This window comes from Eubacterium aggregans (assembly GCF_900107815.1).
Taxonomy (GTDB): domain Bacteria; phylum Bacillota; class Clostridia; order Eubacteriales; family Eubacteriaceae; genus Eubacterium_O; species Eubacterium_O aggregans.
Genome location: NZ_FNRK01000007.1, coordinates 95,170 through 116,614, shown reverse-complemented (window position 1 = coordinate 116,614; position 21,445 = coordinate 95,170). Strand labels below are relative to the sequence as shown.

Genomic DNA, 21,445 nt, shown 5'->3' with positions numbered 1-21,445 from the left:
AATCACTTAAACAAAAACAACGCCGTATAGGCAATGGTATTCTCCCCATAATTGTAGGCCAGCCCATTATCCACACACAGCTGGTTCACCAGCAGGCCATAGGCCTCCACAGAAGATGCCGCTGCCTCAGGAAAACGGCAGGGGTCATCGGGATAGGCACAAGTCTTGCAATGGGTACAACTCCCCGCCGCCAGGGCCAGCACATCTAAAGAATCCCCTTTTTTTGCCTTAGCTTCTTGGATCTGGCTGCGCAGTCGGGAAAAATTCTTCCAGTGGGTGCTTCCCGCCGCCGCCATTCCCTCGAAGTCGAAGGAATCCTCCAATTGTGCCACGGTTTGGACAAGGAGGCCACAGTCACAGACCGAAAGGGAACTTTCGCATTCCTCTAAATCCCCGCAGCCCGGAGGACAGGCCCAATTTTTGCCATACTGCCCGCAGGTATTGGCCTCACACATCTTGCGCACCTCCGGGTTTACCACCAGGGTTTCCATCTTTAGCTCTACCACCTCAGAGAAGCCAGCCTCACGAGCTTTGTCTTTCCAATAGATTAAATCCATCGACACATCCTTTACCCCCTTTTTTTACCTATTATATCGGCTTTGCTGCTCCCCCAACCATAGATAATTTATCTAATTCCTAAAGGCACTCGGGGAGTCGCCTTGTACAGTCCGCCCAATCTTTTATCAGGAATCTGATTCATGAATGAGATGAGCTACTACCGCCATCAACTCATCCTCATCCTGAATGATAAAATCCGGCGAGGCGGCAACATCCTTCGGTAAGGGATTCCTTCTTCTATTGACCCAAATGCTCTGCCACCCCGCATTCTTAGCTCCCAGGACATCATTGTGATAGGCGTCCCCAATAAACACACTTTGGCCCCCATCAATGCCCAGCCGCTCTTCCACCATCCGAAAGGCCCGGATATCCGGCTTAGCCACTCCCATCTCCCCCGAGATGAAGAAGGACTCTTCAGGGAACCAACGCTTTAGCCCCAGAGCTTCAATTTTCCGGCGCTGGTGGGGTCCTGGGCCATTGGTGATAATCCCCATAACCGCCCCCCGGGCCTTTAGCCAGTCCAAAATCCGGATGATTCCGGGTAGCAGTTGCATAGTTGCCTGATTCCTGGCATAGGCTTCCTGGAACGCCATGGCCCTATCCTCGGATAAGGTCGCCCCGCAATCCTCAAAGGCCTTGCACACCCGATAGGCGTACATTTTCTCCGGTGGCAGCTCCCCAGCTTCCACCATGGCAAACACCTCATCACTGCGTACCCGGCTGCGTACGAAAAGCGTCTCGATGGGAAGCTCATCCCCATCCCCAAAGATCTTCCGGTAAGCCCCTTCAAAAATATCCTTTTGATCGTATAAGGTATCGTCGATATCAAAAATAAAATTCACTGAATTTCCTCCGTTTTTTACGCTTTCTCCTATTATATCACAACCCTTTTTCGCCATTCTATGCTACAATAAGAATAATATTTTACAGGAGGATTGTTATGGCCATCCGAAGGATTTTAGCCGTTTATTTCAGTGCTACTGGCACCACCAAGTCCATCATCACCACCATCGCCGAAGCCCTGGCTGAGCACCTTAATCAGCCCATGGAGATCCTGGACTTCACCCTTCCCCAAAACAGACAGGTCCCCTTATCCTTCACCAAAGAGGACCTTGTCATCCTGGGGACCCCGGTCATTGCCGGGCGTGTCCCCAACGTGCTGTTGCCTTATCTGTCCACTGTAGAGGGAGGCGACGCCTTATCCATCCCCGTGGTGGTTTTCGGCAACCGCCACTACGATGATGCCCTTGTGGAGCTCCGGGATATTCTTTTAGATGCCCACACCCATCCCATTGCCGCCGGTGCTTTTATCGGTGAGCATTCCTTCTCCCGAATTCTAGGGGCTGGTCGCCCGGATGCTGAGGATCTGGCCACCGCTGTGTCCTTTGCCCACCAGGCTGCCGCATATCTGGAAGCTGCCGCCCCTGTGGCCGTGGATGGCACACCCAAACCCTACCGGGGGTATTACAAGCCCCAGGATCACCTGGGCAACCTCATTAATATCCTTAAGGTGAAGCCAAAGACCAGTGATGCCTGTAATGGGTGTGGACTTTGCGCTCACCGCTGCCCCATGGGCTCCATCGATTCAGAGGATTATACCCAAATCACCGGTATCTGCATTAAATGTTGTGCCTGTGTGAAAGCCTGTCCCCAGGCTGCCAAGTATTATGATGACCCTGGGTATTTGTACCATCAGCGCGAACTTGAGGAGATGTACCAAAGGCGAGCTAAACCCCATTTGTTTTTTCCCAAGGATGCCGACTAGCCAGCGAAAGGACTGACCTACCATGCTTTTATTTCCCCTCAACTCCAAACTTGAAATTTTTGTCTTTATCTTAAATATCATTATGACCTTCGTCATCATTTTTTTGGAACGTAAAAGCCCTAAAAGTACCTACGCCTGGCTGCTTTTTCTTTGGATTATTCCCATTCTGGGCTTTGTATTCTATCTCTTCCTCTCCCAAAACCTGACCCGACGTAAAATTTATCGCTATGATACCCCAGAGGAAGAGGAGTACCAAAAAATGATGCTGGGAAAGAGCCTGATCCATTTCGGCCCTGATGACGACACCCAGAAACAGCTTTTTCACCAATACCATAACAACATTGATTACAACATCAACACCTGTGAAGCCTTTTTTACCAATAATAACGGCATTGACATCTATACGGATGGCCATGCCAAATTCGAAGCCCTCTTTAAGGCCATTGAAGGAGCAAAATCCAGTATTCACCTAGAATATTACATTATCAAATACGATGACCTGGGGCGACGCCTTCTGACACTTCTTACTCGTAAGGCCGCTGAAGGGGTGGAAGTCCGACTCCTTTACGATGAAATGGGGGGGCGGTATATCCCCAGACGAAAGCTAAAGGAATTTGCCCGAGCCGGTGGGGAATACGGGGCCTTTTTCCCCACTAAGTTTCGAGTGGTCAATCTGAGGGTTAACTACCGGGATCACCGAAAAATTGCCGTCATCGATGGACGAACCGCCTTTATCGGAGGGTATAATATTGGCGATGAATACCTGGGGAAAAACCCTAAAATGGGCTATTGGCGGGATACCCATCTTCGGATTTCCGGTTATGCCGTATACGAACTCCAGAGACGATTCTTTTTAGACTGGCGCACCAGCGATAACATCGACCCCATCGATTTAGACCCTGGTTGTATTGGCCGTTATTACCCTGATATGCCAAAATTCTGTGGTGCCGGTATCCAAATCGTCTCCAGTGGTCCAGATGATCCCAACCAGGTGATCAAACAGGATTTCCTGAGGATGATTACCAATGCCAAGGAACATATCTATATCCAAAGTCCCTACTTCGTCCCCGACGAAAGTGTCCTGGAATCCTTAAAAATCGCCATCTTATCCGGGGTCGATGTCCGGATCATGATTCCGGATAAGCCTGACCATATCTTTATTTATTGGGCAACCCTGGCCTATGTGGGAGAGCTAGTGGAGTACGGTGCCAAGATCTATATTTATGAAAATGGCTTTCTCCATGCCAAAACCATCACCGTGGATGATGAAATCTGCGCCGTGGGCTCCTGTAATTTCGATATTCGAAGCTTCAGCCTGAACTTCGAATCCAACGCCTTTGTTTACGATCAAAGTACCGCCACCGCACTGCGTCATATTTTCCATAAAGATATTGAAAAATCCCAGCTCTATGATTTGGAGACTTACCGCAGCCGTCCCCGTCGGATTAAAATCAAGGAATCCATCTCTCGATTATTTGCACCACTGCTATAAAAAAAGCCCCCTTATGCAGGGGGTGATAGGGGTAGCTCTCAGTAAGGGACGGGGAGGTGGACATCTGCTTTCACTTCGTCTGCCCTACTGAGCGTTTACCCTACTGTCCTTCCAGCTCTGAGGCATCCAGAATCTCGGTAATCCGCGGTTCATAGGCCTTTCCAAAACGTCCTCTGCGGTCAAGGACCATAATCAGACCAAAGGCCGCTGCCGTGAGTAGAATTCCTGTGAAAAATGCGGTAATGGCTTGATCCCATCCCAGAGCCGGCGCCGCAAAGAAACCTGCCACACAGCCTAAAATAAAGGCAACTAAGGGGATGCCATAGGCAATACTGGTGGCCTTCATCACATTGCCAAATTCCATTTCCACAGCCACAGTATCTCCCACCACTGCACCCAGAGGATTCTGGGCCAGGGTGGTCATGGTCATTTTATCTTTACCCACCTGACAGGCCCCGCAATCACCACAGGCCGCATGGCGCTTGATGATGACCTTGGCTTTATTTCCATTTAACTTTTTGACTGTTCCGATTTCTTTCATGGGTTTACCCTTCTTTGAAAAAAACGCCCCCATAATGGGAGCGTCTTCCATTAAATTAATGGGTCATCAATGCTGATGCCCAAGTCGATGAGCTGATCCAGCTCTGCCGGTGCCGGTGCATCACTCATCAGACAGCTGTGGTTCTGGGTCTTGGGGAAGGCAATAACGTCCCGGATATTATCAATATCCAGAAGCATCATGACAAGGCGATCCAGACCAAAGGCCAATCCACCATGGGGTGGTGTGCCGTATTTCAGGGCTTCTAAAAGGAAGCCGAACTGACGCCAGGCGGATTCCATGCTCATGCCCAGGGCCGCAAACATCTTTTCCTGAATGTCCTGGTTATGAATTCGAATGGAGCCCCCACCCAGCTCAACCCCATTGACGACCATATCGTAGGCATCGGAGCGCACCTTGGCTGGGTCGGTTTCCAGCATAGGAATATCCTCGGTCAGAGGTGCCGTAAAGGGATGATGCTTGGCGGTATAACGGCCAGCTTCTGCATCGTACTCCAAGAGTGGGAAATCAATGACCCAGAGGAAATTGAACTTACCGGAGAGGTCGAATTCCAGCTTCCGAGCCAGCTCCAAACGCAGCTGTCCTAAAGAAGTACAGACGATTTCGTCGGTATCGGCCACCATGAAAATCATATCCCCGGGTTCTGCGCCCATCCGGGCGAAGATGGCGTTCTTTTCTTCTTCGGAGATAAACTTTAAGATGGGGGATTTCATATCCTCTTCTTTGACATCAATCCAAGCCAGGCCCTTCGCCTTGTAAACCTGGGCGAATTTTTCTAAATTCTTAATGGTCTTTTTCGACAGCTTGCCCTGGGCATCCTTGGCGATGATGGCCCGGACAGAGCCGCCCTTTTTAATGGCCCCAGAGAATACCTTGAACTCACTTTCAGCCAGGATGTCTGACAGATTAGTCAGCTCCATACCAAAGCGGGTATCCGGCTTATCGGAGCCATAACGATCCATGGCTTCGGCGTAGGTCATACGCATAAAGGGCGTTTGAAGCTCGATCCCACGGATTTCCTTGAAAATTTTGGAAATCATCCCTTCCATGATAGGCAGGATATCATCCTTGGTCACAAAGGACATTTCCATATCAATCTGGGTAAATTCCGGCTGGCGGTCCTGACGGAGGTCCTCATCCCGGAAGCACTTGGCAATCTGATAATAGCGGTCCATACCAGAGATCATCAGGATCTGTTTAAAGAGCTGGGGACTTTGGGGCAATCCGAAGAACTTGCCATTCTGAACCCGAGAGGGAACCAGGAAGTCCCGGGCCCCTTCTGGGGTAGGCTTCCCTAAAATGGGGGTTTCAATTTCGCAGAAGCCTTCATCGTTGAGATAATTCCGGGCGATGGACATGACCTTGGCCCGGGTCATCAGGGTTTTCTGGTTCTTGGGTTTACGCAAATCCAAATAGCGGTATTTCAGGCGAACGGCTTCGTTGGATTTGTCCTCATCCTCAACATAAATGGGGGGAGTGGCTGACGTATCCAAAATGGTCAAGTCCGTTACCATAACCTCAACCTCACCGGTGGGCATCTTAGGGTTGACATTGGCGGCTTCCCGCATCCGAACGGTCCCTTCAATACACAGCACATATTCGCTACGGACCGTTTCGGCCTCGGCAAAAACAGCGGGTGCCACTTCTTCATTGATTACTAACTGCACAATCCCAGAGCGATCCCGGAGATCGACAAAAATAACCCCGCCCAGATCCCTTCGGCTATCAGTCCATCCCGAAAGCTTGATGGTTTGTCCATCATATGTTTTATTCATCTCGCCACAAAGGGCGCTTCTAAAATGTGTTTTCATTATGCCTCCTGAAAAATTCACGTTTCATATCCCCTAATTATATTCAATAGACCCGTATTCTGTCAAGGAAGATTCTCACTGTAAGCTTCAATCTTCCGTTCAATAATGGACTCAATCCGTTCATTGTAAGTCCGGATATCCTTAACAGTTAATATTTTGCCAAAACGGTCGGTATCCGCGTGGTATACCTTTCCGGAGGAGCCGGCTCCAATGCCGATGATGGTTTGACGTTCTGCCATCATCAGGATATTATAGATGCCGTCATAACCTGTCCGGGCATAGCCAATGTTTTCCCCATTCCCCTGGGTGTACTTCTGTCGGTAAAGGTAGTAAGGGTGATATCCTCCGGCTAACGTTCGCTGGGTGATTTCCTCATAAAAATCCTCATCGTAAAGCTGGGTCACCTGATGGCCCTGGGCCTCCTTGATGGCCGATCCCTTTTTAATGGCCAGGCTATGGACCGTCAGATTTTCCGGTGCCATGGCGATGACCGCGTCTAAGGAATCCAAGACCCGCTGGGGGGACTCCTCGGCCAACCCTACAATGAGGTCCATGTTCACACTGTTAAATCCCACCTCCCGGATAATTTCCAGAGTGCTTCGGATATCCTCGGGGCTGTGGTTACGGTTGATGGCCCTTAGGGTTTCGGCATTCATGCTTTGGGGATTGAGACAAACCCGATCCACACCGTAATCCTTTAAGAGCACGAGCTTTTCCCGGCTTGTTGTTTCTGGCCGCCCGGCTTCAAAGGTAAATTCCCGAAGGTCCCGGTGGATGAAGTCCCCTTCCAGGGCATTTAGAAGTATTTCCAGTTGGGCCTCTGAAAGGATGGAGGGGGTGCCCCCACCAATGTACAAGGTATCGATAGTAAGTTCCTTCTCCTGCACCATCCGTGCCATAGCCTTTATCTCCAAGAGCAAGCTGGACAGATAGGTCTCGGCTAGTCGGCCTTTTTTGTCGGCCACAGTGGAGACAAAGGAGCAATAGCTACATTTTGCAGGGCACAAAGGAACGCCAAGATAGACACTCACCCGCTTTGGGTCCAGGGGATAGACAATGGGCATCTCCCTCTGAGCCAAGGTAGCCGCCAACATGGCCTTTTCCGGAGAAACCTTGTAGCGCTTCTCCATCTGTTTCGCTGCACCCTGGGTATCCTGCCCCTCCTTCACTATAAGCTGATGGGCTATTTTAACGGGCTTCACCCCAGATAAAGATCCCCAGGCCATGGGGCGCCCAAAGAAGGCGACTAAAAACAGATAAAGAAACCCTTTGAAAGTATCTTTTTCAAGGGGTTTCCCGGAAAGATTATATTCTTTTTGATGCTTCCTTCCCGCCTTATCCCATCCTTCAAAGGTCAGAATATCTCCGGCGTAGGTAATGTCAATATCCCGGGAGCCCTCACCATTAAAGACGACTTCAGCAGCTGGGTCGAATTGCTGAATGAGCTCCAGACAGGGCTGCTCCCACAGCCCCGGCTGAAGCCCAAAGTTGAATCGGTTAATCATTAGCCCCTCCGAACGAAGGGGTTCGCCCGCTTTTCATAGCCGATTACGGAATCTTCCCCGTGTCCCGGCAAGACTTTCATGTCCTCGTCATACTCGAGCAGGGTGTTCAGGGAATCGATGATCTGATCGTAATCCCCACCGGGAAAATCTGTCCGTCCGATGGAGCCCTGGAACAGGGTATCCCCAGTAATCATAAAGGTCTCATCGATGAAGGATACCCCTCCTGGGGTATGCCCTGGGGTGTGCACCACCTTCAGCGCCTCCATTGGTCCGATTTTAATTCGGTCTCCATGCTGCATCAGCACTTCAGCTGGCTCGAAGGTCATGGGGTTTCCTACCATAGTGGAAATGTTCTCCCCGGCAGAAGTCAGACAGCCGGCATCATCTCTGTGGATATACACCGGTGCTCCAGTTAAATCCCGGATTTCCTGAAGCCCACCGATATGATCGAAATGGCCGTGGGTCAAAAGAATCTTCGAAACCTCTAGGCCTTCTCTTTGGATGAAATCCACCACCCGATCGTCGGGATAGCCTGGATCCACCACTGCGGCATCCTTCGTGGCCTTATCCCACAGGATATAACAATTGGCACCCATGGGGCCAACCATGAATTTTTTAACTTCCATCACTTACCTCTAAAAATTCTTCTCACTATCCAGGAGAATGGTTACTGGACCATCGCCAATGATGGTCACCGCCATATCCGCCTGGAACTCGCCAAAGGCTACCTTTTTAATGGGCTGGGCACTGATTTTCTCCACAAAACGTTTGTATTTCTCCTCAGCCAGCGCCACCGGGCCGCTTCGTATAAAGCTGGGGCGACGGCCCTTCCGGCAGTCCCCGTAAAGGGTGAATTGGGATACTACCAACAGTTCCCCGTCAACATCCCCCAGAGAAAGGTTCATTTTATCATCCGCGTCCTCAAAGACCCGAAGCCCCACCACCTTATTGATGATGTAATCCATATCTGCCTCGGTATCATCTTCCTTGATCCCCAGAAGCAGGTTGAATCCCTTCCCGATTTCGCCAACCACCTCACCATCCACCGTCACCGATGAGGCTTTGACCCGTTGTATCACTGCTCGCATCGCTCCTCCTATACCCGCTTAACCGTAATGATCTCAGGGATTTTATTAATATTTTTAATAAGGAGATTCAGCTCTCTCCTGGATTTCACTTCGAAACTGGCTTCAAAAAAATCATACTCCCCACGTTCATTTCTGGCAGTCAGGGCATTTAAGGGAATATTCATCTCGATAAAAAGCTTAGACAGTTCAATGAGCAGCTCCCGCTTCTCATGAGCTTTAATATGAATTTCCGCATTAAAGCTGCCATCCACTCCAAATTTATTCCACTCCACGGTCACAATCCGGGCAGGGTCCGTAATATTCAGCACATTGGGACAATCCGTCCGATGAATCGAAATCCCATTGGTCTGGGTGATGTAACCGATGATTTTATCCCCAGGCACGGGGTTACAGCACTTGGAGTAATGGACATCGATATCGCTCTGTCCGGCTACCACCACATTGCTGGTGGTTTTTCGCTTGGTGGTCGGTTTTTTGATGACAACCTCTTCCACCTCTTCCGGGAACTCTCCAGGGAAAAGGAGGCGCATCTTTTGAAAAACCGTCCCCATCTTCACCCCATTATAACCCAAGGCAGCATAGAAATCATTAATGGTCTTGTAACCCATTTTATCACTGAGGATTTCCAACTCGGCAGCACTGGCCAACTTGGTATCTGTCAGCCCTTGACGCTTAAGTTCTGCCTCTAACATCAACCTGCCCTTGGAGACATTTTCTTCCTTTTCTTCCCGCTTAAAGTACTGTCGAATTTTATTCCGGGCATGGGCGCTCTTCACAAAATTCAGCCAATCCCGGCTGGGTCCATTGGAATTCTTAGAGGTCATGACCTCCACAATATCCCCATTGTTCAGGGTATAATTCAGGGGCACAATTTTATTGTTGACCTTAGCACCCACACAGCTGTTTCCGATATCGCTGTGAATCCGATAGGCAAAATCCAAGGGGCAGGAGCCCATGGGCAGCTCAATGACCTTCCCCTTGGGGGAAAAGACATACACCTCTTCGTTGAGAAGATCCACCTTAATGGTCTCCAGCAAATCTCCAGCGTTATCCAGCTCGCTTTGCCATTCCATAATCTGGCGGAGCCAGGACATCTTATTCTCGTACCGGAGCTCCTTGCCCTTGCTTTCACCCATGCCCTCTTTATACTTCCAATGGGCAGCAATGCCGTATTCTGCGGTTTCGTGCATTTCCTTAGTTCGGATCTGGATTTCAAAGGGCTCACCATTGGGTCCGATGACCGTGGTATGGATGGACTGGTACATATTGGGCTTTGGCATGGCGATATAGTCTTTAAACCGGCCAGGTATGGGCTTCCACTGGGTATGGACGATGCCCAGGACCCCGTAGCAGTCCTTCACGCTTTCCACAATCACCCGAACGGCCACAATATCGTAGATTTCATCAAACTGCCGGTGCTGGGCTTTCATCTTACGATAAATGGAATAAAAATGCTTGGCCCGGCCATAAATTTTAGCCTGAATCCCCACATCCCCAATTTTAACTTTGAGGACATCGATGACCTTGCCGATGTATTCCTCCCGGACTTGCTTGCGCATCTTCACCTGTTTGACCAAATGGTAATAGGCCTCAGGGTCCAAATATTTCAGTGCCAGATCCTCAAGCTCTGCCTTAATGGCCTGGATCCCCAGACGATTGGCAATGGGCGCGTAAATATCCATGGTCTCCCGGGATTTTTCCTGCTGCTTCCCAGGGGTCATATATTCCAGAGTCCGCATATTGTGTAAGCGGTCCACCAGCTTAATCAGGATAACTCGGATATCCTTGGACATGGCCATGACCATCTTCCTAAGATTCTCCGCCTGATTTTCTTCCTTGGACTGGAATTCAATCTTCCCAATCTTAGTGACCCCTTCCACCAGCTCTGCCACTGTCTCACTGAACTCTTCTGCAATAAAATCATGGGTATAGATGGTGTCTTCGATAACATCGTGGAGGAGGGCTGCCACAATGGTTTCCACATCCATGTGGTATTCTGCTAAAATATAGGCCACTGCCACAGGATGGATGATATAATCTTCTCCGGATTTCCGCTTCTGCCCCGAGTGGGCCTTATCCGCCAGATCGAAGGCACGCAGGATCATGGTCGTATCCGCCGCTGGATCATACTGCTTAATCAGCTTGATGACGCTGTCGATCTTATTACTTACTGCTTGGTTGGCCATGCGATGCCTCCTTTCTTATTTGCCATGTCAAAGCCATCCCTTAATAGGGATAGGAGACGATGCTGGATACAAAATAATCCTTTAGCAGATCCCGTCCGCCCAATTCTGTCAATTCGATGACAAAAAGGGCCCCACATACTTCACCACCAAGGTTTTCCACCAAATCGATGGCGGCCTTCATGGTTCCACCAGTAGCCAGCAGGTCATCGATGATGAGCACCCGATCCCCAGGCTTGATGGCATTGTGCTGAATTTCAATGGTATTGCTGCCATATTCCAGAGAATATTTTTGGGAAACGACTTTTCCGGGCAGTTTTCCAGGTTTACGGACCGGCACCAACCCTGCACCTAAGCGATAAGCTAAGGCAGAGCCAAAAATATATCCTCTAGCCTCTGGGATTACCACGATATTGACATCCAAAGCCTTGGCGATTTTATACAAATCATCAATCACCGCTCTAAAAGCATCTGGATCCTTAATCAGGCTGTTAATATCCTTAAAACTGATGCCTTCCTTGGGGAATCCTTCGTACACTGAAATTTTGCTCTTAAAATCCATCTTAAAACCTCTCCTCTGATTCTTTAAGAAAGTACTGATTCGATCAATCAGTGCTTCCAAGATATTTCTTTAATTTTAGCACTAATGGGGCCTTTTGGATATCTTTTTTTTCATTGGTTTTACATTTCTTCCCATAAATAACCCCTCGTTTTAATTTAAATTCAATGAGTCCCACCTCATTCAGGGCGTTTAAGCCCACCAGTAATTGAAAACTATTCATTCCAGGGCAGTGGGATAGAACATCGTCAAAGGGAAGCGCCCGTATTTTTTCAAAATCCATCATCTTGTAAACAGCAATCAATGCGTTGCGTTCGGGCAGCAATCTATTACAGGGATAATGCCAGATTGGCAATGCCCGAAGGCTCTCCCCCTCCTCCTTTTTAAGGGCAGCCACCCACTCCCAGGCCTGTTGATGATCCATAAGGGGATCTCCCTTTAAATCTATCACCATGGGCTGGATGGTTTCATTGCCATTAAAAGCGTTAATTTTAAGCTTGCAGAGCAGGGACACCGCCCCGCTCCGTACCCGGGCATCACACTCACCCAGGCCAAAGCCCACACACCGCAGGCCGTCCACCGTAAAGGATAGATGGTCCTGGTTTTTCCCCATCCGCCTTACATCGGTGGCATTAACCTCCCCCATCTTAAAGACCGGGCCAGGGTTTCCAATGCCGTAGGGCTCACAGAGGGAAAGCTCCTCCATCAGCCCTTCATCTACAGCATCCGCCGTAATCTCCCCATCATAATAGAGGGTCTTTTTCAGGTGCCCTCTGGCACCAGCAGCCCTTCCCCAAGCCTCCAGGCCCTTTACAAGCTCTGGAATACGGTCTGCCGCCAGGGAAAACCCAGCCGCCTGCTCATGGCCCCCGAAGGACTCAAAGAGGGGCGCACAGCTGGATAGGGCCGCAAAGATATCGATACCGGGAACGCTGCGACAGCTCCCCTTGGCAATACCATCTTCCCCAATCCCCATGACGATCACCGGATGATACCATTTTTCCTGGATCTTGCTGGCTACGATGCCAATGACCCCTGAGTGCCATCCCTCACCAGCCACCACCATAAACAGATGATTGTAAAGACCTTCCGCCGCCACCTTTTTCTCCGCAGCGATCTGGATTTCCTGCTCAATATCCTGGCGTTTTTTGTTTTCATCCCTTAGGAAGCAGGCGATGGGCATGGCCTCAGAAATGGTCTCTGCCAGATAAAGGTCTACCACCCGGCCCGCTTCCCCCAGACGCCCGGCTGCATTGATCTTCGGGGCCAGGACAAAGCCGATATTTCCGGCATTCACCACCTCGATCTCACTAACCGCCATAAGGGCGGCAATCCCCGGCATCAGGGGACCTTCGTTCATGGTCCGGATCCCCAGGCTGACCATCACCCGATTTTCATCCTTTAAGGGCACAATATCCGCCACCGTGGCCAAGGCGGCGCATTCCAGATATCCCATAAGATCCCCATCTCCCCCTTGTGCCTGGTCTAGAGCCTGGACCAGCTTAAAGGCGATACCGGCCCCGCACAGTTCCGAAAAAGGATACTGGGAATCCGGACGCTTGGCATCGATGATGGCTAGGGCCTCGGGAAGGGCTGCCTGGCACTCATGGTGGTCCGTCACAATGACATCCATCCCCTGGGCATTGCAGAAGGCCACCTCTTCCACTGCTGAAATCCCATTGTCCACCGTAATGATCAGGCTGGCCCCCGCAGCTTTTACCTCAGCCAGAGCCGTCGTATTCATCCCATAGCCTTCCTCTAAACGATTGGGAATCCGGAAGAAGGCATGGATTCCAATTTCTTTAAAATACCCAAGGAGGATGGATACCGCCGTGGTGCCATCGGCATCATAATCTCCATAAACACAAATGGTCTCCCCACTTTCCCGGGCCGTCAGAATCCGTTCTACCGCAACTGACATATCTGGCAAGAGAAAGGGATCGTGCAGATCCTCCCAATCTGGTTCTAAAAAGGCCATGGCCTCCTCGGCGGAGCCACAGCCACGTTTGATCAGTATCGATGCCGTCAGTGGTGAAACACCGCAGTCCATCACAATTTCTTCAACAAGGGTCTCTCCGTCTTCTCTGCCGAGATCACGCGCTTTCCAAATGGTTTCCATTTTTCCTCCAAAGTCGAAAAGCCGGACAGCCTAGGCTGTCCGGCTCATTGTGCTTTTAATCTTACACCTGAGGTGCTTTTTCTTGCCGTTTATCCCGGCGCTTACGATTATTTTTCTTCTGCTGTTTCGTATTGTATCGGGTATTCTTAAACTTCTTCTGGAATACCACCCACAAAGGGCTGGCAACGAAAATCGAGGAGTAACAACCGCAGGCAATCCCGACGATGAGGGGCAGGGCAAAATCCTTAATGGCCGCCACACCGAAGATATACAGGGCCAGAATTGCAATCAAGGTGGTTGCCACTGTATTGATACTTCGCTTCAAGGTCTGATTTACACTGGCATCCACCAGGGTCGTCAGATTCTGCATACCCATAACATTTTCATTTTCACGGATACGGTCAAAGACCACAATGGTATCGTTGATGGAATACCCTAGAATGGTCAGCACCGCCGCTATAAAGGGGGCATTTACCTGAATCTGGAAAAGGGCATAGACCCCAATGACCACAACAATATCGTGAACCAGGGCGAGGACCGCCGCCAAGCCAAAGTAAAATTCAAAGCGAAAGGTAATGTACACCAGCATCAATGCCATGGCCACCACCGATGCCAAAACTGCGTTACGGGCGGTTTCTGTCCCCACGGATGGCGTAATGGTATCCACAGACACTAAATCCGCATCTGTCAGCTTATACTCCGCTTTAAAGGCATCAAAGAGATCGGTTCGCTGTTCGGTAGTCAGACTTTCCTTGGTACTGATCACAATTTGCTCCTGGGCATCACCCGAATAAGTGATGTCCGCATTTTTATCGTACTTATCGGTAATTTTCCGGGCATCATCCGTATTAAAGGTGGTGTGCAGGTCGATGGTGACAATGGTCCCCCCCACAAAATCAATCCCGAAGTTGAGGCCCCGAATCGCCAGGGCCCCCAGGCTGATAACGATCATAATGAGGGAGATAATAAACCAAATTTTTGTTTTTTCAACCAGTTTAAGTTGTCTTTTCATTTTATTCTCCCTCTCTATATTCCATAAAACTTCGAGCTATTGACCAGATGGGTTCCCAGCACCAGCTTAATCAGATGCTTGGTCACCACTACAGCGGTTATCATGCTCAGCACAATCCCCACAACCAGGGTGAGGGCGAAGCCCTGGACACTGCCGGAGCCGAGGAAGAATAACACGAAGCCTGCAATCAAGGTGGTAATATTGGAGTCTACAATGGTCCCCATGGCCCGCTTGAACCCAGCATCGATGGCTTTATCAATGGAGCCGCCGTTCTGTGCCTCGTCCTTAATTCGCTCAAAGATAATGACGTTGGCATCCACGGCCATCCCGATGGATAGGATCATCCCAGCGATTCCTGGTAGGGTCAGGGTAACATTCATTTCCACCATGATAATGAGATCCACCATGATGTAGACTAACAGTGCCAAATCGGCTATAAAGCCAAGGCCCCGGTAGAACAGCAACATAAAAATCAGAACAGCGGCAATCCCGATGGCTCCGGCAAAAATACTTTGCTGGAGGGAATCCTGACCCAAGGTCGGCCCTATGGTGGTCACTTCGATGGGCTCCAATTCCAGGGGAAGGCTCCCACCCCGGATGAGCTCAGCCAGCTGACTGGCTTCATCCATATCGGACATCCCCTCAATGATGGCTTCGCCATTGGTGATGGCGGCGTTAACCTTTGGAGCGCTGATGGTTTCACCATCCAACTCAATGGAGATGACCTGATTTAAGTACTTCTGAGTTGCATCGGCGAATTTCTGGGTCCCTGATTCATTGAACTTCAGGGTAACCACAGACTCTTCCACACCACTGCTGTTATTCTGTTTCACCGCTTTGGAATCGGACACATCATCCCCGGTGAGGATAACGGTTCCGTCCGGTGCGAGGAATTCCAGTTTAGCCGTTTTCCCGATAAGGTCTAAGGCCTGCTGCTGATCCTGGATGGAAGGGATGGACACCCGGATACGGTCATCCCCCTGCTTGGTGACTGTGGCTTCACTGACCCCCAGGGAGTCCACCCGCTTTTTAATGGCTGAGACGGTACTGTCCATTTTTTCTGAATCGACACCGGAGCCATCCTCCGTCTTGGCTTGAAGGACCACATTGACCCCACCGGTTAAATCGAGGCCATAGTGCATCCGGTCCCCGATTTTTCCGATATCATAACGACCAATCGTGATCCCACTAAAGAGTACATAGCCACAAAAGGCCAGAAGGGCCATGAATACCACCAATATCACGGTTTTTTTCACATTTACTTTTTGCTTCACTGGTTCCTCCTCATTTCTTTTGCCAAATTATCTTAGAGGGCTTCCAAAACCTTCGAAAAACGCGCCAAGCGCTTCATCAATTCTTCTTTTCCCAGTACTTCCATAATCATGGCTAAATCCGGTCCATGCATTTCACCCGTCAGCATAATACGTGTCGGCATATAGAGCATTTTCCCTTTAATTTTTTCCGCTTTGTGCTCCTTCTGGATGGCCTTTAAAACAGCCATCATAGACGGTGCATCCACCACCTCAGCGGCTTCAATCTTCTCCATCAAAGCACCGTGGAGTACCGGAACGCTTTCTGCCTTAATGATTTCCAGGCTTTCTTCATCGGTGATTTCAAAATCGCTGTTAAAAATCAGGGCCACTTCATCGGGCACCTGGGCAAAGTATTCCAGACGGTCTCTAAGAAGCTCTGCAATCGTCCCAATCCATTCCCTTTTGTTCTCAATATCATCCGCAGTAATATAGCCTGCCTCCAAAAGATAGGGAATACAATGATCGGTTAGAGCCTCTGGTGATAAAGCCTTAATGTAGTGGGCGTTCATCCAGTTCAACTTGCTGCGGTCAAAGACGGCCCCGGAGCGGTTAATCCGAGATAAGTCGAAAGCTTCCACCAATTCTTCCATGGAAAAAATTTCCTGATCCCCTTCAGGGCTCCAGCCCAACAGGGCCAGGAAATTCACGAGTGCCTCTGGCAAATAGCCCTTTTTAAGGAAATCCCCAACGGATACATCCCCCTGGCGTTTGCTCAGCTTCTTATGATCGTCATTCAAAATATTGGATAAATGGACAAATTGGGGGGCTTCCCAACCCAGGCATTCATATAGATACACATGCTTAGGCGTGGAGGGCAGCCATTCTTCTCCACGGATGACATGGGTGATGCCCATAAGATGGTCATCTACTACCACTGCAAAATGGTAAGTGGGGAAACCATCGGCCTTGATGAGCACTTGATCATCCAAATCATCGGTATTGATTTCAATATGTCCCCGGACCGCATCGTCAAAGGCAATGACGGTATTTTCCGGCAGCTTTAAACGAATAACGTAGGGCTCACCTTCAGCAATCCGACGTCCAATCTCCTCGGGATCGAGATCCCGGCAGTGACCATCGTAACGGGGGGTTTCTCCTGCTGACCTTTGGGCTTCCCGAACCGCCTCCAGCCGTTCCTTGGTACAAAAGCAGTAGTACGCCTTACCCTCTGCCAGCAGCTGTTCAATATAACGTCTATAAATATCCAGGCGTTCAGACTGGATATAGGGACCGCAATCTCCGAATTGCAGGATGCTGCCATCCTTCACCATAAGTCCCTCATCCGGACGAACCCCGGTGATGTCCAGTGCGGCCAGCAGATTTTCCACTGCGCCTTCTTCATAACGGGTCCGGTCTGTATCCTCTAAACGCAGCAGGAATTGACCGCCGTTTTTTTTAGCATATAAGTAGTTGTAAAGTGCAGTCCGCAAGCTTCCCACGTGGACATTCCCTGTGGGGCTCGGGGCGAATCGATCTCTGATCATGTTCTCTCCTGTTACTATATAATGTAATATTTCTGGTCTATTATAACATTTATAAAAGACCTTAACATTCTTTTTCTTGAAACTTTAGCAATAATTTTGAATTGCGCACCAGGGTTTGGCATCCCCGCCAGTGGAGGGCACTCCCTGCAAAGGCCGCGTCAAAGGTGGCCTCATCCATTTCAGACAGGGCCTGTAGTTCCGGCCAGGCTGCATTCAAGGGGCCGTCCTCCCAGCGCACCTCTGGCAAATGAGCGTTATAGGGACAGGCCAGCTGGCACAGATCACAGCCGTAGACAAAATACTGTACACGCTGCTCTTCTTCCTCACTCAGCTTTTTCTTTTGGGTTAAGTACGAGATACACCGGCTGGCATCCAGGGAAAATCCCGATTTCAAGGCCCCCTGGGGGCAGGCATCCAAGCAGCGCCTGCAGCTGCCGCACTGGCTTTTAAGGGGAGTGACTGGCACAAAGGCGATGGGTGTATTCACCAGAATTTGGCCAATAAAAACCCCACTGCCATATTGGGGATGGATGAGGGTATTGTTTTTGCCATAAAACCCTAAGCCTGCTCGCCAAGCACTCCCCCGATCAACAAGTTTCCCATTATCCACAAACAACCGATAATCCAACTGGGGATGATTAGCCTTCAAGGCAACCATGAGGGCCTCCATCGTCCGGGATAACCGAAGATGATAATCCTCACCCCTGCAAAAAGCAGAAAGACGTCCCTTCCCCTGAGTGCTTTTCGGGGGGGACATCTTGAGTGTATAGGGCAGCCCAATGACAATAACGGCGGCGACATCCCCATAGGCCTGACGGTAGTCCACCCGCTTATCTGGAGACACCCCCACAAATGGCGTCGGGCCATTCGTGGTATGTCGTGCCTCCAAATGAGGTTTAATCTCTAAAAGAGGGGTTGCCTCCGTAAATCCGATGATGGGAATTCCCAGGGATGCGGCCACCCGTCGGATTTCTGCCTCCTCAAGCATCGCTCTGGCCATTTTCAGCCGAAGCAATTCGCGCCTCGATGACAGCCCATGCCTCTTCCTTACCCCGACGTTCTGCGGCGGAAAAGAGGAACACATCGGAACGTTGGCGCAGGCCGAGGGTCTTGGCAATATTATCCAGGGCCTTCTTCTGCCGGGTTTTGGAAATCTTATCCGCCTTCGTAGCAATGACGATGGGGTCGAGTCCATAATAAACTAACCAATCGTACATGAGCTTATCATCCTCAGTGGGTTCATGACGGCTATCCACCAGCTGGATGATCAAGGCCATATTTTCACGGTTCTGGAGATAATCTTCGATCATCCGTCCCCATTTCTCCCGCTCTGTCTTCGACACCCGGGCATAGCCATAACCTGGCATATCCACAAACCGAAAGGTATCGTTAATCTGATAGAAATTCATGGTCTGGGTTTTTCCCGGCTGGGAGCTGGTTCGTGCCAATCCCTTTCGATTGATCAGAGTGTTGATAAAGCTGGATTTCCCCACATTGGATCGACCCAGCAGAACAATTTCCGGAAGGGCATCCTGGGGATATTGAGCTTCACTGACAGCGCTGATGATAATCTCAGACTTGGTTACATTCATTTTTGACCTCCGAATACAAGTGCGGTGACCTCTTCCATGGTGGAAACAGGATGAATGTTCAGGGCATCCGTCACCACCTGGGGCACCTCTTCCAAATCCTTCAGATTCGCTTTAGGCAGAATGATTTCCTTCACCCCTGCCCGGGTAGCTGCCGTTAGCTTCTCCCGAAGCCCACCGATGGGCAGCACCCGTCCCCTCAGGGTAATTTCCCCGGTCATGGCCAAATTCCGTGGCACCGGCTTTCCCGTTAGGGCCGAAATTAAGGCAGTGGTCATGGTAATCCCAGCCGATGGGCCATCCTTGGGAACGGCGCCTTCCGGCACATGGAGATGGATATCCTTGGTTTCGTAAAAATCATCCTCAATTCCAAGTGCATCACACCGGGACCGGATATAGCTAATGGCTGCCTTGGCCGATTCCTGCATGACATCTCCCAATTGACCCGTGATGGAGACTTTTCCCTTGCCCTTGAGAACCGCTACTTCGATCTCCAGGGTTTCCCCGCCAACAGCGGTCCAGGCTAGACCATTGACCAGGCCGACCGCCTGAACTCCATCGACGGTATCAAAGGTGTATTTTTTCATTCCAAGATAGTTTTCCAAATTCTTTGGTGTAATGGAAACCACCTCAACGCCATCCTCCACTATGGCCTTCGCAGCACCCCGGCACACTCTGGCAATGGTCCGTTCCAGCTCCCGCACACCAGATTCCCGGGTATAATAGCTGATAATCTCTTGGAGGGCTTTCTTATTGATTTTAAAATTCTCATGATTCAGCCCGTGGATTTCACACTGCTTGGGTACTAGGTACCGCTTGGCAATTTCCAGCTTTTCACTTTCCACATAGCCATTAAGTTCAATGATTTCCATCCGGTCCAAAAGTGGCCTTGGAATGGTAGAAAGGGAATTGGCGGTAGTCAGGAAGAGGACATCCGATAAATCGAAGGGTAACTCCAAATAATTATCTGTGAATGTATTATTCTGTTCAGGGTCCAACACCTCTAATAATGCCGCTGCAGGATCTCCCCTAAAATCCTGGCTCATCTTGTCGATTTCATCCAGCAAAAAGAGGGGATTGCGGCTCTTTACCTGTTTGAGATGGTAAAGAATTCGTCCAGGGATCGCCCCAACGTAGGTTCTCCGGTGCCCACGGATTTCCGCTTCATCCCGCATCCCCCCCAGGGACATCCGGACATATTTACGGTTTAACGATTTGGCAATGGATTTGGCAATGGATGTTTTACCCACACCCGGCGGTCCCACTAAGCAGATAATGGGGGATTTTAGATTATCTGCCAGCTTCAGCACGGCAATATATTCCAAAATCCGTTCCTTTACCTTGTCCAGGGCGTAGTGATCCTTATTAAGGGTACGGCGGGCTTTCCCGACGTTGATCTCCTCTTCGGTTTCCGTATTCCAGGGCAGGTCCAGGACCCATTCGATGTAGCTTTCAATAACACCGGATTCGGAAGAACCGCTCGGAACCTTGCTTAAATGGGCAATTTCTCCTAACACCTTTTCCCGGACTTCATCACTGACATCCAGGGCTTCCAGACGCTCTTTATATTCCTCGGACTTCCCGATGACATCCGTATCTCCCAACTCATCCTGAATCACCTTAATCTGTTCCCGAAGGACATATTCCCGTTGGCTCTTGTCCACTTCCTCTTTGACCTTCTCATCGATATCCTGTTCGATTCGCGCCATCTCGATTTCATCCACCAGTACTTCATAGGTGGCCATCAGACGTTTGTTGATGTCTGTTTCCTGGAGAATACGCTGGGCCTCGGGGAGGTCGAGCATCAAATTAGCACAAATCAAATCGATGAGCCGATCCGGGTCATCCACCATATCCAGGGTTGCCGCCATATCCCCTGCAACCTTCCGGGTCATCGTCATATATTGGGTAAAGGTTGCGCGGATCATCCGCATCAGAGCCCTGTTTTCCTTGTTATCGTAAAAGATGCTTTTGACCCCTTCATAAAGCACCGCAAAATAAGGATCCACACACAAGTACTGGGTAATCTTTGCCCGTTCCTTGATTTCTACTAATACGCGCATTAAGCCATCGGGCATCTTGAGGGTCTGTTTTACCTTGGCAATACAGCCGACTTCAAAAATATCCTCTGGTGCGGGATCTTCCTTTTGGGCATCCTTTTGCTCCACCAGAAGGACCATTTGATTCTGGGTCATGGCCATTTCCAGTGCATTGATGGATTTTTCCCGGCCAATATCGAAATGAATGACCATTCCAGGGAAGACGCTCATCCCGCGCATGGGGATCAGGGGGATACCGTCTACCACTTCCAGTGCCAAACGTTCGAGTTCTTCAAAGGCCTGGCCCATTTCAGGCTGAAGGGTTTCTGTGTTCTCATTATTAATTTTCATTTTCCACTGACTTCCTTT

18 protein-coding genes are annotated in these 21,445 nt (G+C 49.9%); 2 read left to right on the top strand and 16 right to left on the bottom strand.

Going from position 1 to position 21,445, the window contains the following annotated elements:
* Positions 1-2: 2 nt before the first annotated feature.
* Together BLW33_RS05725 and BLW33_RS05720 are read right to left on the bottom strand one after the other, a co-directional pair.
* Positions 3-557, bottom strand: coding sequence for a DUF2284 domain-containing protein (locus BLW33_RS05725; protein ID WP_090306231.1), 555 nt, complete (start codon positions 555-557; stop codon positions 3-5).
* Between the two features lie 126 nt (positions 558-683).
* Positions 684-1,400, bottom strand: coding sequence for an HAD family hydrolase (locus tag BLW33_RS05720; RefSeq protein ID WP_176966635.1), 717 nt, complete (start codon positions 1,398-1,400; stop codon positions 684-686).
* 98 nt (positions 1,401-1,498) lie between these two features.
* Between BLW33_RS05720 and BLW33_RS05715 the strand changes: the two genes are divergently transcribed.
* Both BLW33_RS05715 and cls read left to right on the top strand, forming a co-directional pair.
* Positions 1,499-2,323 carry a 4Fe-4S binding protein gene (locus BLW33_RS05715; RefSeq protein ID WP_090306225.1) on the top strand — a complete coding sequence of 275 codons (825 nt, stop codon included), beginning with the start codon at positions 1,499-1,501 and terminating at the stop codon, positions 2,321-2,323.
* Between the two features lie 103 nt (positions 2,324-2,426).
* On the top strand, positions 2,427-3,815 hold the full coding sequence (cls, locus tag BLW33_RS05710) for a cardiolipin synthase (RefSeq protein WP_242911605.1): 1,389 nt from the start codon (positions 2,427-2,429) through the stop codon (positions 3,813-3,815).
* Between the two features lie 100 nt (positions 3,816-3,915).
* Here cls and BLW33_RS05705 read toward each other — a convergent pair whose 3' ends face one another.
* The 14 genes from BLW33_RS05705 to lon all read right to left on the bottom strand — a co-directional run bounded on the left by BLW33_RS05705 (position 3,916) and on the right by lon (position 21,427).
* Positions 3,916-4,356, bottom strand: coding sequence for a SoxR reducing system RseC family protein (locus BLW33_RS05705; protein WP_090306217.1), 441 nt, complete (start codon positions 4,354-4,356; stop codon positions 3,916-3,918).
* Positions 4,357-4,406: 50 nt separating this feature from the next.
* Complete coding sequence (aspS, locus tag BLW33_RS05700; protein ID WP_090306214.1) at positions 4,407-6,185, bottom strand: aspartate--tRNA ligase; 1,779 nt, start codon at positions 6,183-6,185, stop codon at positions 4,407-4,409.
* 62 nt (positions 6,186-6,247) lie between these two features.
* On the bottom strand, positions 6,248-7,690 hold the full coding sequence (gene hemZ / locus BLW33_RS05695) for a coproporphyrinogen dehydrogenase HemZ (RefSeq protein ID WP_090306211.1): 1,443 nt from the start codon (positions 7,688-7,690) through the stop codon (positions 6,248-6,250).
* Complete coding sequence (locus BLW33_RS05690; RefSeq protein ID WP_090306208.1) at positions 7,690-8,316, bottom strand: MBL fold metallo-hydrolase; 627 nt, start codon at positions 8,314-8,316, stop codon at positions 7,690-7,692. Before BLW33_RS05690 ends, hemZ begins: the two co-directional genes overlap by 1 nt.
* 9 nt (positions 8,317-8,325) lie before the next feature.
* Positions 8,326-8,778 (bottom strand): D-aminoacyl-tRNA deacylase, encoded by a 453-nt coding sequence (dtd, locus tag BLW33_RS05685; RefSeq protein WP_090306205.1) that lies wholly within the window; start codon positions 8,776-8,778, stop codon positions 8,326-8,328.
* A gap of 8 nt (positions 8,779-8,786) precedes the next feature.
* Positions 8,787-10,964, bottom strand: coding sequence for a RelA/SpoT family protein (locus BLW33_RS05680; RefSeq protein WP_090306202.1), 2,178 nt, complete (start codon positions 10,962-10,964; stop codon positions 8,787-8,789).
* 40 nt (positions 10,965-11,004) lie between these two features.
* Positions 11,005-11,523 carry an adenine phosphoribosyltransferase gene (locus BLW33_RS05675; RefSeq protein WP_090243740.1) on the bottom strand — a complete coding sequence of 173 codons (519 nt, stop codon included), beginning with the start codon at positions 11,521-11,523 and terminating at the stop codon, positions 11,005-11,007.
* Positions 11,524-11,566: 43 nt separating this feature from the next.
* Positions 11,567-13,639, bottom strand: coding sequence for a single-stranded-DNA-specific exonuclease RecJ (gene recJ / locus BLW33_RS05670; protein ID WP_090306201.1), 2,073 nt, complete (start codon positions 13,637-13,639; stop codon positions 11,567-11,569).
* Between the two features lie 61 nt (positions 13,640-13,700).
* Entirely contained in the window at positions 13,701-14,651 is a 951-nt protein-coding gene (gene secF / locus BLW33_RS05665) for a protein translocase subunit SecF (RefSeq protein ID WP_090306198.1), read from the bottom strand.
* A 14-nt stretch (positions 14,652-14,665) separates the two neighbouring features.
* Entirely contained in the window at positions 14,666-15,925 is a 1,260-nt protein-coding gene (gene secD, locus BLW33_RS05660) for a protein translocase subunit SecD (protein WP_242911604.1), read from the bottom strand.
* A gap of 32 nt (positions 15,926-15,957) precedes the next feature.
* The gene (gene gltX, locus BLW33_RS05655; protein ID WP_090306195.1) at positions 15,958-17,448 is read right to left on the bottom strand and encodes a glutamate--tRNA ligase; all 1,491 of its coding nucleotides are present in this window, start codon (positions 17,446-17,448) and stop codon (positions 15,958-15,960) included.
* A 61-nt stretch (positions 17,449-17,509) separates the two neighbouring features.
* Positions 17,510-18,448: a tRNA epoxyqueuosine(34) reductase QueG gene (gene queG, locus BLW33_RS05650; RefSeq protein WP_176966634.1), complete on the bottom strand. Its 939-nt coding sequence runs from the start codon at positions 18,446-18,448 to the stop codon at positions 17,510-17,512.
* A complete protein-coding gene (gene yihA / locus BLW33_RS05645; RefSeq protein WP_090306189.1) occupies positions 18,429-19,040 on the bottom strand; it encodes a ribosome biogenesis GTP-binding protein YihA/YsxC in 612 nt (203 codons plus the stop codon). The genes queG and yihA overlap by 20 nt, the downstream gene beginning before the upstream one ends.
* Positions 19,037-21,427: an endopeptidase La gene (gene lon / locus BLW33_RS05640; protein WP_242911603.1), complete on the bottom strand. Its 2,391-nt coding sequence runs from the start codon at positions 21,425-21,427 to the stop codon at positions 19,037-19,039. The genes yihA and lon overlap by 4 nt, the downstream gene beginning before the upstream one ends.
* Positions 21,428-21,445 lie beyond the last annotated feature (18 nt).

Excerpts from the sequence above, each read along its gene's own strand:
- BLW33_RS05725 (WP_090306231.1), bottom strand. The coding sequence starts at position 557 with ATGGATTTAATCTATTGGAAAGACAAAGCTCGTGAGGCTGGCTTCTCT.
- BLW33_RS05715 (WP_090306225.1), top strand. The coding sequence starts at position 1,499 with ATGGCCATCCGAAGGATTTTAGCCGTTTATTTCAGTGCTACTGGCACC.
- BLW33_RS05705 (WP_090306217.1), bottom strand. The coding sequence starts at position 4,356 with ATGAAAGAAATCGGAACAGTCAAAAAGTTAAATGGAAATAAAGCCAAG.
- aspS (WP_090306214.1), bottom strand. The coding sequence starts at position 6,185 with ATGAAAACACATTTTAGAAGCGCCCTTTGTGGCGAGATGAATAAAACA.
- hemZ (WP_090306211.1), bottom strand. The coding sequence starts at position 7,690 with ATGATTAACCGATTCAACTTTGGGCTTCAGCCGGGGCTGTGGGAGCAG.
- BLW33_RS05690 (WP_090306208.1), bottom strand. The coding sequence starts at position 8,316 with ATGGAAGTTAAAAAATTCATGGTTGGCCCCATGGGTGCCAATTGTTAT.
- dtd (WP_090306205.1), bottom strand. The coding sequence starts at position 8,778 with ATGCGAGCAGTGATACAACGGGTCAAAGCCTCATCGGTGACGGTGGAT.
- BLW33_RS05680 (WP_090306202.1), bottom strand. The coding sequence starts at position 10,964 with ATGGCCAACCAAGCAGTAAGTAATAAGATCGACAGCGTCATCAAGCTG.
- BLW33_RS05675 (WP_090243740.1), bottom strand. The coding sequence starts at position 11,523 with ATGGATTTTAAGAGCAAAATTTCAGTGTACGAAGGATTCCCCAAGGAA.
- recJ (WP_090306201.1), bottom strand. The coding sequence starts at position 13,639 with ATGGAAACCATTTGGAAAGCGCGTGATCTCGGCAGAGAAGACGGAGAG.
- secF (WP_090306198.1), bottom strand. The coding sequence starts at position 14,651 with ATGAAAAGACAACTTAAACTGGTTGAAAAAACAAAAATTTGGTTTATT.
- gltX (WP_090306195.1), bottom strand. The coding sequence starts at position 17,448 with ATGATCAGAGATCGATTCGCCCCGAGCCCCACAGGGAATGTCCACGTG.
- queG (WP_176966634.1), bottom strand. The coding sequence starts at position 18,448 with ATGGCCAGAGCGATGCTTGAGGAGGCAGAAATCCGACGGGTGGCCGCA.
- yihA (WP_090306189.1), bottom strand. The coding sequence starts at position 19,040 with ATGAATGTAACCAAGTCTGAGATTATCATCAGCGCTGTCAGTGAAGCT.
- lon (WP_242911603.1), bottom strand. The coding sequence starts at position 21,427 with ATGAAAATTAATAATGAGAACACAGAAACCCTTCAGCCTGAAATGGGC.